This window comes from Isoptericola jiangsuensis, assembly GCF_002563715.1.
Classification (GTDB): Bacteria; Actinomycetota; Actinomycetes; order Actinomycetales; family Cellulomonadaceae; genus Isoptericola; species Isoptericola jiangsuensis.
In genome coordinates, this window is sequence record NZ_PDJJ01000001.1 from 776866 (window position 1) to 788651 (window position 11786).

The 11786-nt window shown below is 75.9% G+C and carries 8 protein-coding genes; 3 read left to right on the plus strand and 5 right to left on the minus strand.

Annotated features, from left to right (window positions below; translation table 11 throughout):
- Positions 1 to 71 precede the first annotated feature (71 nt).
- Positions 72 to 1325, plus strand: a complete 1254-nt coding sequence (locus tag ATJ88_RS03520; protein ID WP_141538605.1) for a hypothetical protein — start codon at positions 72 to 74, stop codon at positions 1323 to 1325.
- Here ATJ88_RS03520 and ATJ88_RS03525 read toward each other — a convergent pair.
- Positions 1295 to 1813, minus strand: coding sequence for a tRNA (cytidine(34)-2'-O)-methyltransferase (locus ATJ88_RS03525; protein WP_425432698.1), 519 nt, complete (start codon positions 1811 to 1813; stop codon positions 1295 to 1297). The two genes, ATJ88_RS03520 and ATJ88_RS03525, sit on opposite strands and share 31 nt — an antisense overlap.
- Positions 1814 to 2079: 266 nt before the next feature.
- On the opposite strand from ATJ88_RS03525, the gene trpS reads away from it, so the two are divergent.
- A complete protein-coding gene (gene trpS / locus ATJ88_RS03530) occupies positions 2080 to 3234 on the plus strand; it encodes a tryptophan--tRNA ligase (RefSeq protein WP_098462640.1) in 1155 nt (384 codons plus the stop codon).
- 132 nt (positions 3235 to 3366) lie between these two features.
- Here trpS and ATJ88_RS03535 read toward each other — a convergent pair whose 3' ends face one another.
- The 4 genes from ATJ88_RS03535 to ATJ88_RS03550 all read right to left on the minus strand — a co-directional run bounded on the left by ATJ88_RS03535 (position 3367) and on the right by ATJ88_RS03550 (position 10057).
- Positions 3367 to 4188: an alpha/beta fold hydrolase gene (locus ATJ88_RS03535; RefSeq protein WP_098462641.1), complete on the minus strand. Its 822-nt coding sequence runs from the start codon at positions 4186 to 4188 to the stop codon at positions 3367 to 3369.
- A gap of 3 nt (positions 4189 to 4191) precedes the next feature.
- Complete coding sequence (locus ATJ88_RS03540; protein WP_098462642.1) at positions 4192 to 5001, minus strand: alpha/beta hydrolase; 810 nt, start codon at positions 4999 to 5001, stop codon at positions 4192 to 4194.
- A 100-nt stretch (positions 5002 to 5101) separates the two neighbouring features.
- A complete protein-coding gene (locus ATJ88_RS03545) occupies positions 5102 to 7909 on the minus strand; it encodes a helix-turn-helix transcriptional regulator (RefSeq protein WP_098462643.1) in 2808 nt (935 codons plus the stop codon).
- Positions 7910 to 8143: 234 nt separating this feature from the next.
- Positions 8144 to 10057 carry a phosphoenolpyruvate carboxykinase (GTP) gene (locus tag ATJ88_RS03550; protein ID WP_098462644.1) on the minus strand — a complete coding sequence of 638 codons (1914 nt, stop codon included), beginning with the start codon at positions 10055 to 10057 and terminating at the stop codon, positions 8144 to 8146.
- A gap of 128 nt (positions 10058 to 10185) precedes the next feature.
- Between ATJ88_RS03550 and ATJ88_RS03555 the strand changes: the two genes are divergently transcribed.
- A complete protein-coding gene (locus ATJ88_RS03555; RefSeq protein WP_098462645.1) occupies positions 10186 to 11658 on the plus strand; it encodes an XRE family transcriptional regulator in 1473 nt (490 codons plus the stop codon).
- The last annotated feature ends 128 nt before the right edge of the window (positions 11659 to 11786 follow it).

Genomic DNA, 11786 nt, shown 5'->3' on the forward strand with positions numbered 1-11786 from the left:
GAACCACCCCTGAACAACTTCGGTCGACGGGGCATGGTGCGGAGTGTGACGCAGGCCCTACTGTGTCGGGCGTGCTCATCGTCGCCCGTGCCCCGCAGGACGCCGTCGTGGCCGCCCTCGGGCCCGTGGACGCGGACGTGGGCCCCACCTCGGCCGCCGGCCTGACCGCCGTCTGGTCCAGCGGCCACGCGCCCGTCCGCGCCCTGTCCGGCGTCGACCTGGTCGCCGTGTGGGACGAGCCCGACGCCGGGCACGTCGTCCTGCACGTCCGCCACGACGGCGACGAGCGCGACCTCGTCTGGCCCGCCGGGGAGGCCACGCCTCCGCCCGGGGAGCCGCTGCCCACCACCGCCGACCTCGTCGCCGCGGCGCGGACCGTCCTGGGCGACCCCACCGCCGACCACCCCGACCTCACCGGCCTGCGGTGGGCCCACGACCTCACCACCGTGCTCGAGCAGACCTTCGCCCTCCCCGTCCTCGACCCCGTGCGTCGGCGCGCCGTCACGCTCTACCGGGGCCGGCACGCCGACGCCCGCATCGTCGGACGGCTCGCGGCCGGCACCGACGGCGTCGCCGTGACCGACGTCGGGAACCGGTGGAGCGTCCTGCACGTCGACGAGCCCGAGGCGCAACAGGTCGTGACCCTCGCCGCGGCCGCCGCGGGGAGCCGCCGCTCCCTCGTCCTGCAGCTGTGGCGCGGTGACGGCGGCGCCGCCGGGTTCGACCTCGTCCAGCGCGACCACACCGTCGCGCAGGTCGGCTGGGACGACGGCTGGCGCCGCCCCGTCGACGAGGGCTGGGAGTCGCGGGACGAGATCGCGGCCGTCCTTGCCCATCACGTCGACGGCGACGTCGACCTGCCCGCCCTGCGGGCGCTGCTGCGCTCCCGCAGCCGTTCCGGCGACCCGCTCGCCCGCCTCGTCGAGCTCCTCGGCGTCCCCGCGTCGGCCCTCGACGTGCTCGACCGCGCCGCCACGGCCCCGGCCGCCGACCAGGTCGCGGGCGCCCGCTGGTGGCGCGTCGTGTGGGAGGAGTCCCGCGCCGAGGCCGAGGCGCGGTTCCCCCGCGGCATCGGCCCGCGCTGGTTCCAGCTGACCGTCACCCTGGCCGCCGCCCTGCTGTCCACCGTCGTGCTGCTCTTCGCCCTCGCCGTCGTGGTCACCGACGGCGCGCTCCTCGACCAGTCCGGCGTGACCGTCGTCGACTGGCTGCTCCTGCCGCTCGCGGTCGGCGGCATCGCCACCGGCACGCTCGGCCACCGGCAGGTCCGCCGTCGGCGCCTCGCCGAGGTCGATCAGGAGGCCGCGCCGGGGAACCCGGCCTGACGCCACGCCTCGTAGACCACGATCGACGCCGCGTTGGTGAGGTTGAGCGAACGGCGCCCCGGCAGCATGGGGATCCTCACGCGGTCCGTGACGCGCGGGTGGTGGAGGACGTCGTCGGGCAGGCCCGTCGGCTCCGGCCCGAACAGCAGCACGTCGCCGGGGCGGTAGTCGACGTCGGTGTACGTCACGTCGGCGTGCGCGGTGAACGCGAGGACCCGCGCACCGGGCGCCCCGGGGGCGGCAGCGCCCACGGCGTCCAGCGCGGCGTCGAAGTCCGGGTGCACGTCCATCACGGCGAGGTCGTGGTAGTCCAGGCCCGCCCGCTTCAGCTTCGCCTCCGACAGGTCGAACCCCAGCGGCTCCACCAGGTGCAGCCGGGCACCCGTCACCGCGGCGAGCCGGATCGCCGACCCCGTGTTCCCGGGGATGCGGGGCTCGTAGTAGACGACGTGGACGAACGGGTCCGACGGCGGGGCGGGCGGGGTCACGGGCTGGGACGACACGGCGTCGATTCTCCCACCCGGGTGCCGTGTCCGGGTGCGGGCACCGGGTCGGACGTCTGGCGCCCGTTCGACCGGGCGGTCTACCCTGGCTCGCATGACGAGGCGTACCGACTGGTGGCGGCTGCAGCAGCAGCCGTGACCTGACGCGCCCCGAGCCACGAGTCCCGAGCTGCCCGCCGCAGCCCGGGACTTCGTCGTCTCCACCCACGTCGTCGGGCACCGGCGGGCGCTCCCCACCGAAGGAGCCCCTCATGAGCACCACCGTCCAGCCCGTCCCCACCGTCCCCGACCTCGACGCGAGCGCCGTCCCTCCGGCAGGCGTCGACCCCCACCCCGGCGAGACGGCGTCCGTCCGCACCGCCCGCGCCCGCTCCGCGGAGGTCGAGGCGCTCATCGCGTGCGACCCGCGCCGGTTCCGCGTCCTCACGGGCGACCGCCCCACGGGTGCCCTGCACCTCGGCCACCTCGTGGGCACCCTGGAGAACCGGGTGCGGCTCCAGGACGCGGGGGTGGACGTCGTCGTGGTGGTCGCGGACTACCAGGTGATCGCCGACCGGGACGATGCCGGCGACCTGCCCGCCGTCGTCCGCGAGGTGGTCCTCGACCAGCTCGCGGCGGGCCTCGACCCGGCGCGGAGCACGATCTTCGCGCACTCCGCCGTCCCGGCGCTGCACCAGCTCCTCCTGCCGTTCCTCGCGCTGGTCACGGTCAGCGAGCTGGAGCGCAACCCGACGGTCAAGGCGGAGGCGGTGGACGCCGCCCGACGGCAGGGCCGCGGCATGTCCGGGCTGCTGCTCACCTACCCGGTGCACCAGGCGGCGGACATCCTGGCCGTGCACGGCAACCTCGTGCCCGTCGGCACCGACCAGCTCCCGCACCTGGAGACCACCCGCACGGTGGCACGTCGTTTCAACCAGCGGTTCACGGCCGCGCAGCCGTACTTCGCGGAGCCCGACGCGCTGCTCACCGACACCCCCACGGTGCTCGGCGACGACGGGGAGAAGATGTCGAAGTCGCGCGGCAACGTCCTCGAGCTGCGGGCGTCCGAGGACGAGACGGCCGCGTACTTCCGCAGGGCCCGCACCGACGGCGACCGGCACATCACGTTCGACCCCGAGACACGTCCCGAGGTGGCGAACCTCCTGCGGATCGGGGCGCACTTCGCCGGCACGACGCCGCAGGCGCTCGCGCAGTCCGTGGGTCCCGCGGGGGCGGGACGGCTCAAGGAGCTCGTCACCGACGCGGTCGTGGAGGGGCTGCGCCCGTTGCGCGCCCGGCGGCGTGACCTCGCCGCCGAGGGTCCGGCCGTCGTCGCGGACGCCCTCGCCCGGGGCGCCGCCCGGGTGGACGCGATCGCGGAGGCGACCCTCCAGGACGTCCGCGAGCTCATGCGGACGGTCTACTGACCGCCACGACCGGCCCCCGGGACGCGACGAGCGTGCTGGCTTCGAACCTCAAGGAGCCGGATGAGGTCCGAAGCCAGCACGCTCGATGCACGCAGGGGGGGTGACCCGGGGGACCGGGCCACCCCGGCGCGGTCAGTCGCGGACGAACGCCACGAGGTCCTTGGTGAACTCCTCCTCGTAGGCGCCGACGAGCCCGTGCGGGGCACCCGGGTACACGTGCAGGGTGGCGTCCGCGAGGATCTCCGCGGACCGCAGCCCGGCGGCCTCGATGGGGACGATCTGGTCGTCGTCGCCGTGCGCCACGAGGACGGGCACGTCGATCGTGCGCAGGTCGTCGGTGTAGTCGACCTCGGAGAACTGCTCGACGCAGTCGTAGGCCGGCTTCAGCCCGGCCTGCATGGACAGCCGCCAGAACTGGTCGAGCGTGCCCTGGGAGACGGTCGCGCCGTCGCGGTTCGCGCCGTAGAACGGCACGGCGAGGTCGCGGTAGAACTGCGACCGGTCGGCGAGCACGCCCGCCCGGATGTCGTCGAACGCGGCCTTCGGGGTGCCGGCCGGGTTGTCCGGGGTCTGCACCATGAGGGGCGGGACGGCGCCCAGCAGCACGGCCTTGCGCACCCGCGCGGACCCGTGGCGGCCCAGGTAGTGCGCCACCTCGCCGCCGCCGGTCGAGTGCCCGACGAGGACGACGTCCGTGAGGTCGAGGTGGTCCAGCAGCGCGGCGAGGTCGTCGGCGTACTGGTCCATGTGGTTGCCGTCCGCGGTCTGCGTGGACCGGCCGTGGCCGCGCCGGTCGTGGGCGACGGCCCGGAACCCGGCGTCGACCACGGCGAACATCTGGCGGTCCCAGGCGTCCGCGTTGAGCGGCCAGCCGTGGGAGAACACGACGGGGGAGCCGGTGCCCCAGTCCTTGTAGAAGAGGTCGGTCCCGTCGGGGGTGGTGAGGAACGGCATGGTCTACAGACCCTTCTCCTTGAGCCACGCGAGGGTGGCGTCGGCGACCTCGGCCCAGCCGTGGTCGATGGTGAGCGAGTGCCCGCGGTCGGGCAGCTCGATCAGGTCGGTCACCGCGGGGGAGTGCTTGCGGTAGAGCTTCGCGGCGGTCCGGGTGAGCGACGGCGGGACCGTGTGGTCCATGCCGCCGGCGACGAGGAGCAGCGGGCCCCGGTCGGCGTGGGTGTCGACGCGGGCGGGGGAACCGGGCAGGAGGTTCGCGGCGGCGTCCTCGAACAGGGGGCGACCGGGGGACGGGATCGTCCACTGGTCGTACAGGGCGGCCGCCTCGTCGTCGGCGAGCTCGTTGGCGAACCCGTACCGGAACTCGTCGGGGGTGAGGGCGACGGCGCCGGAGAAGTGCGCGGGGTTGCGCAGCGCGACGGATGCCACCTTGAGCGAGCTCGGCGGCAGCAGGATGTTGCCGCGCATGGGGGCCGGGTCGATGGCGACGGCGGCGGCCGCGTGCCCCTCGGCGAGCAGGCGCTGCGCGATCAGCCCGCCGAACGAGTGCCCGACGACGACCGGCGGGGCGGCCAGGCCCGCGATGATCTCGACGTGGTGCGCCACGACGTCGTCGATGCCGTGACCGCCCACCCGGTCGGGGTGCTCGCGGGTCTCCTCCACGGTGGGGGAGTCGCCCGGCCAGCCCGGGTTGGTGGGGGCGTAGCCGGCCTCGGCGTACCGGTCGACCCACGGCGTCCACGAGTCGGCGTGGAGCCACAGGCCGTGGACGAACACCACGGGTCGACGGGGGGTGCTGGACTCGGTCATGACGGCTCCCTGCTCGGCGGGACGGGGACGTCACCACCCTCGCCGCCGGGACGCCGTCCGCGCTTCCGTCAGATGACTGGTCGTGGGTCGGGCCGTGGCCTCATGCCGGGTCGACGACGTCGCGGAGCTGGGCGCGGGACGTCACCCCGAGCAGCGGGAACACCCGGTACAGGTGGAATCCCACGGTGCGCGGCGACAGGAAGAGCTGTTCGGCGATCTCCCGGTTGGTGCGGCCCTGCGCGGCGAGCCGCACGATGCGCTGCTGCTGCGCCGTGAGGTCCGCCAGGGGGTCGGCGGTGCGGTCCGCGACGCGCACCCCCGCCGCCCGCAGCTCGGCCGTCGCGCGTTCCACGAACGGCCGCGCCCCGAGGCGCACGAACGTCTCCAGGGCCGCGCTGAGCTCGGTGCGGGCCTCGCTGACCCGCCGGTCGCGACGCAGCCGCTCCCCGAGATGGAGCCGCACCAGCGCGCGCTCGAACGGCCAGGTCGCCGCCGCCGGGTCGGCCAGCGCGGCGCGCAGGTGCTGCTCGGCGGTGGGTGCGCCGCCGCTCCCGCCGTCGACGGCCGCCCCGCCGTCCACCGGGTCGTCACCGGCGAGCAGGCCGTGCGCCTGGTGCAGCAGCGCGGCCACGCGCGGCCCCGGCTCCGACCCGACGTGCTCCGCCACGGCGGCCAGCACGCCGCGGGCGTCCGCGGTGCGACCGGCCGCGACGGCCGCCTCGGCCAGCGGCACCAGCAGGTGGACCGAGGCGTGGCGGTGCACCGGCCCGCCGGCGGTGGTGAACCCGCGCCGCAGGACGTCGTGCGCGGCCTCGGGCCGCCCGTCCACGAGCTCGGCCAGGCCGAGCACGAGCCGGGCCCGGACCCCCACGGTCCGGGTGACGTCCGGGTCGACGGCGGCCAGCACCCGCCGCGCCAGCGCCCGGGCGGTGCCGACCTGCCCGCGCAGCACCGCCACGTGCGCCGTGGTCAGCGTGGCCGTGAGCTCCACCAGCGGCATGCCGGTCTCCTGCGCCAGCCGGGTCGCGTCGTCCGCGCACGCCTGCGCGGCGTCCCACCGGCCGAGCTCCAGGCGCGTGGCCGCCAGGGTCGACGACACCAGCGCGTTCGTGCCCGCCGTGGGGCCGTCGGCGAACAGGTCGACCAGCCGGGCGAGCAGGCGTTCCGCGAGACGCGTCTCGTCCAGCACCCAGGCGGCACCGCCCAGCACGTCCAGCTCGCGGATGCCGAGGTCGGCGTGCGTGGCCACCGCCCGGTCGAGCGCGGCGCGGGACGCCGCCGCGAACGGCGCGACCGCGCCCCGCACCCAGGCGTCGACCGGGTCGTCGTCCTCGGGTGCGACGACGGCCAGGGCCGCCCCGACCTCGTCGAGCAGGTGCTCCTCCCCGCCGTTGTACGCGGCGACCGCCGCCGGGGCGAGGGCGGCCACGGCCAGGTCGGGGTCGTCGTCGCGGGTCGCCCGGGCGAGCGCCGTCAGCCGTCGCACGGCGTCCTCGTGGCGGGCGGTCTGGGCCAGCGCCCACCCGGAGAAGAGGTCGGCCTCGTGCCGGCTCGCGGCGTCCGGGGCCAGGCTCCGCGCGCGGGCCGCGACCCTCTCCACCCAGTCGGTGCGGCCGGTGAACATCGCGGCGGGTGCCGCGAGCAGCAGCCGCCGCGTGGCGTCCGCCGGGTCGGGCGACAGCTCGCCCGCGCGCTCCAGGGCGCGAGCAGCGGCCGCCCACCCGCCGCGCAGCCGGGCCCGCTCCGCCGTGTCCTCCAGCGCCTGCGCGGCGTCCGCGTCCGGCCCGACGGCGGCCGCCGCCAGGTGCCATGCCCGGCGGTCGGGGTCCGTGGACGCCTCGGCGAGGGCGAGGTGCGCGCCCCGGCGTTCGGCCAGCGGCGCGACGTCGCGCACGGCCGTGCGCACCAGCGGGTGCCGGAACCGCACCCGCCCGTCGTCCAGGTGCACGAGCCCCGCCGCCTCGGCGGGCGCCCACGCGGCCAGGGTCGCGTCGTCCCACGGGCCGGGTGCGGGACCGTCCGGAGCGCCGGTCGCGGCGGCGCCCGGGTCGGTCGCCCGGCCGGCCGCCGTGACGACCACCGCCAGGTCGTCCGAGTCCGCGACGGCGGCGAGCAGCAGCACGCGTCGCGTCACCCCGGGGAGGTCCGCCAGCCGGTCGGCCCACAACCGGTCCAGGCGGTCCGACGACGCCTCCGGGCCGTCCGTCACGATGTCGGGCAGCTCGACGAGGGCCAGCGGGTTGCCGCCCGCCCGGCCCAGCACCCGCCGCCGTGCGGCCGCGTCCAGCCCGGCCCGCGCCTCGTCCAGCACCCGCGCGGCGGCGTCGTCGTCCAGCGGGGACAGGACGACGTGGGGCAGCGTGGTGTCCGGTGCCGGCGGACGCGTGGCCACCAGGAGCCCGGGGCCGCCAGGGACGTCCGGCAGGCGGCGGGCGCAGAACAGCACGACGTCACGGCTGGCGTCGTCGAACCAGTGGAGGTCGTCGACGACGACGAGCGTGCCCGGCCCGTCGTCGTCGCCGGGCGCGCCGTGCGACCCGTCGTCGCCGGGTTCCCCGAGGAGGGTCAGGGCGCCCGCGGCGAGGTGCAGGCGGTCCGGGACGGCGGTGGCCTCGGTGAGGCCGAGGGCGGCGCCCAGGGCCCGCCGCTGCGGGCCGGGCAGGCGGTCGAGGTGGTCGAGGCGCGGCAGGAGGAGCTGGTGCAGCGCCGCGAACGCGAGGTCCCGCTCGGCAGGGTCGCCGCAGGCGGTGAGCACCGCCCGGCCCGCCCGCCGAGCGCGCTCGGCGGCGTGGTCCAGCAGCGTCGTCTTGCCGAGCCCCGGGTCGCCGACGACGAGCAGGGCGCCCGACGCGCCGGGGGCGGCGAGCCGATCCACCCGGGCGAGCTCGGCGTCGCGGCCGTGGATCACGCCAGGTCAGGGGTGGTCGGGCGGGGTCCCACGCGTGCCTCCCGGTGGTCGAGGACGGGAGGCCACTGTATCCGCGCAGGTGGCGGGGCTGCGCGCGGGGGAGGGGCGACGGGTGGTCGCGGAGGGGACGACGACGGGGCCGTCGCACGGTGGTGCGACGGCCCCGTCCGGCGCGCGGCGCCGGGGAGGTGCGGGCCCGCCGGTGCCTCTCCGGCGGGCCCGGGTCGGGGTGGCTCAGCCGAGGCGGCCGCGGAGCCGGGCGAGCTGTTCGCGCAGGGCCGCCGGGACCTTCGTGCCGAACGAGTCGAAGAACTCCTCGGTGAGGTCGGCCTCGGCCCGCCAGGCGTCCGCGGGGACGTCGAACAGGGCGTCCATCGCGGCGTCGGTGACGTCCAGGCCCGTCAGGTCGAGCGCGCCGGGCGCGGGGAGCAGCCCCACGGGGGACGCGACGGCGCCGCTGTCCGTGCGGGTGCCGCGCGACCGGTCGACCTGCTCGGCGATCCACTTGACGACGCGGGAGTTCTCACCGAACCCGGGCCACAGGAACGAGCCGTCGGCGTCCCGGCGGAACCAGTTCACGCCGAACACCTTGGGGCGGCGGGTCGGGTCGAGGGACGCCCCGACCCGGAGCCAGTGGGACCAGTGGTCGGCCATGTTGTAGCCGCAGAACGGCAGCATCGCGAACGGGTCGCGGCGCAGCTCGCCGAGCGCGCCCTCCGCCGCGGCGGTGCGCTCGGAGCTGATGGTGGCGCCCAGGAACACGCCGTGCTCCCAGCTCGTGGCCTGCGCGACCAGCGGCACGTTGGAGGCGCGGCGACCACCGAACACGATCGCGTCCACGGGCACGCCCGCCGGGTCCTCCCACACGTCCGCGATGGACGGGCACTGCTCCGCCGCGACGGTGAACCGGGAGTTCGGGTGCGCGGCGGGGCGCCCGCTGTCCGGCGTCCAGTCGTTCCCCTGCCAGTCGATCAGGTGTGCGGGCGCCTCGGGCGTCAGGCCTTCCCACCAGACGTCGCCGTCGTCCGTCATCGCCACGTTGGTGAAGATGACGTCGTGGGTGAGGGTGTCGATGGCGGTCGGGTTGGTCTCGACGCCGGTGCCGGGCGCGACGCCGAAGAACCCGGCCTCCGGGTTGATGGCGCGCAGCGAGCCGTCGGGGCCGGGACGCATCCACACGATGTCGTCGCCGAGCGTCTCGACGGTCCAGCCCGGGATCGTGGGCTGGAGCATCGCGAGGTTGGTCTTGCCGCAGGCGCTGGGGAACGCGGCGGCCAGGTGGTACTGGCGCTGCTCCGGGGACGTGACACGGATGAGCAGCATGTGCTCGGCCAGCCACCCCTCGTCCCGGGCCATCGCCGACGCGATGCGCAGCGCGAAGCACTTCTTGCCGAGCAGCGCGTTGCCGCCGTAGCCCGACCCGTACGACCAGATCTCCCGCGACTCCGGGTAGTGGACGATGTACTTCGTGTCGCTGCACGGCCAGGCGACGTCCTCGACGCGCTCCCCGGCGTCGTCGACCAGCGGCGCACCCACGGAGTGCACCGCCGGCACCCACTGCTGCCCGGCGTCGATGAGCCGCAGCACCTCCGCGGACACGCGCGTCATGACGTGCATCGACACGACGACGTAGGGGGAGTCCGTGATCTCGACGCCGACCTGCGAGATCGGTCCGCCGACCGGACCCATCGAGAACGGCACCACGTACATCGTGCGGCCCCGCATGGAGCCCGTGAAGACGCCGTCGAGCTCGGCCCGCATCTCGGCGGGGTCGCGCCAGTTGTTCGTCGGGCCGGCGTCGACCTCGCGCTGCGAGCAGATGAACGTCCGCGACTCGACGCGGGCGACGTCGGACGGGTTCGACCGGGCGAGGTAGGAGCCGGGGCGCTTGTCCTGCGCCAGCGGGATCAGCGTGCCCGCCTCGACCATGCCGTCGACCAGACGCTGCTTCTCCGCGGCCGACCCGTCGCACCACACGATGTCGTCGGGCTGGGTGAGGGCGGCGATCTCCGCGACCCACGCCCGCACGTCGAGGGGCGTGGCCGGCCGCGCGCCCGCCGACCCGGTCGCGGTGAACGGCGTCAGCGCGTCGGGGGCGAGCTCGGCGAGGGCCAGCCGCGTGCGGCGGGGGTTCGCGAGGAAGGTCATGACTGCTCCGTCCGTTGTCCGGCCACGTCCTGGGGCGACGGGTCCTGGTTCCACCCTGCGCCCGCACAGGGCGTCATTTCCAGCCAGATCGCTGTCAAGAATCGCGAATCTTCACGTACGGTGAAGACATGACGGACGGACCGACGTCGGACGCCCCCGACCTCATCACCCTCGGCCGCCGCGTGCGCCACGCCCGCACCGCCCGCGGCCTCACCCTCGAAGCCCTCGGGCGGCAGGTCGACGCCGCCCCCAGCCTCCTGTCGCTCGTCGAGAACGGCCGCCGCGAACCCCGCCTCTCCCTGCTGCGCGCCCTGGCCGACGCCCTCGGCGTCCCCCTCGCCGACCTCCTCGCCGACGAACCGCCCTCGCGTCGCGCCGCCCTCGAGATCGCCCTCGAACGCGCCCAGCGCGCCCCCCGGTTCGCCGCCCTCGGCCTCCCCGCCGTCAGACCCAGCCAGAAGCTCCCCGTGCCCGTCCTCGAACAGCTCGTCGGCCTCCACGACGAGCTCGTCCGCCGCGACGAGGAAGCCATCGCCACCCCCGAGGAGGCGCGCCGCGCCAACACCGTGCTGCGCCGCGAACGCGAGGAACGGGACAACCACCTCCCGCACATCGAGGAGCTCGCCGAGGAGATGACCCGCCGCGCCGGCTACACCGGCGGGGCGCTCACCCACCACACCGTCGCCCGCATCGCCGGCGACCTCGGGCTCACCATCCTCCACGTCGACGACCTGCCCCGCTCCGCCCGCTCCGTCACCGACTGGAAGAACGGCCGCATCTACCTGCCGCCCGCCTCCACCCCCGGCGGCCACGGACTGCGCTCCCTCGCCCTCCAGGCCGTCGCCCACCGCGTCCTCGGCCACGAACGCCCCCGCTCCTACGCCGAGTTCCTGCGCCAGCGCGTCGAGATCACCTACTTCGCCGCCGCCTGCCTCATCCCGCAGGACGCCGCCGTCACGTTCCTCGACCAGCGCAAGAAGGCCAAGGACCTCGCCGTCGAGGACTTCCGCGACGCGTTCGGCGTCACCCACGAGGCCGCCGCCATGCGCCTCACCAACCTCGCCACCGTCCACCTCGGCATCCCGCTGCACTTCCTGCGCGTCGGCGACGACGGCGCGCTGTTCCGCGGGTACGCCAACGACGGCCTGCCGCTGCCGCAGGACGTCACCGGCGCCATCGAGGGCCAGCTCGTCTGCCGCCGCTGGCCCGCCCGCGAGGCGTTCACCCGCCGCGACCGCGCCGCCGAGTCCTACCAGTACACCGACACCCCCGCCGGCACCTTCTGGGACTCCACCCAGACCGGCTCCACCGGTGACGGCCGCCGGTTCTCCGTCACCGTCGGCGTCCCCTACGCGCACGCGAAGTGGTTCCGCGGCCGCGACACCCAGGTGCGCCACGCCTCCACCTGCCCCGACCCCGCCTGCTGCCGCCGCCCCCCGACGGACCTCGCGCAGCGCTGGGAAGGGGCGTCGTGGCCCAGCGCCCGCATGCACCAGCAGATCCTCGCCGCCCTGCCCCGGGGCGTGTTCCCCGGCGTCGACGACACCGACGTCTACCGGTTCCTCGAACGGCACGCCCCTGCGGACGACCCGGCCACCTGACGGGGTCGATGCGGGTCTGGTTCTTCGGGTCGGGTCGGGTCGTGTTCCGGTCGGCGGAGGGTGCCGCGCGTCGTCGCGTTCACGGGCCCCAGGGGGCCCTCCACTTCGGGTCCGACGACGACGCGCGG

What these genes read in the sequence shown, in the direction of transcription:
- trpS (WP_098462640.1), top strand. Translation starts at nt 2,080, where the DNA reads ATGAGCACCACCGTCCAGCCCGTCCCCACCGTCCCCGACCTCGACGCG.
- ATJ88_RS03535 (WP_098462641.1), bottom strand. Translation starts at nt 4,188, where the DNA reads ATGCCGTTCCTCACCACCCCCGACGGGACCGACCTCTTCTACAAGGAC.
- ATJ88_RS03540 (WP_098462642.1), bottom strand. Translation starts at nt 5,001, where the DNA reads ATGACCGAGTCCAGCACCCCCCGTCGACCCGTGGTGTTCGTCCACGGC.
- ATJ88_RS03550 (WP_098462644.1), bottom strand. Translation starts at nt 10,057, where the DNA reads ATGACCTTCCTCGCGAACCCCCGCCGCACGCGGCTGGCCCTCGCCGAG.
- ATJ88_RS03555 (WP_098462645.1), top strand. Translation starts at nt 10,186, where the DNA reads ATGACGGACGGACCGACGTCGGACGCCCCCGACCTCATCACCCTCGGC.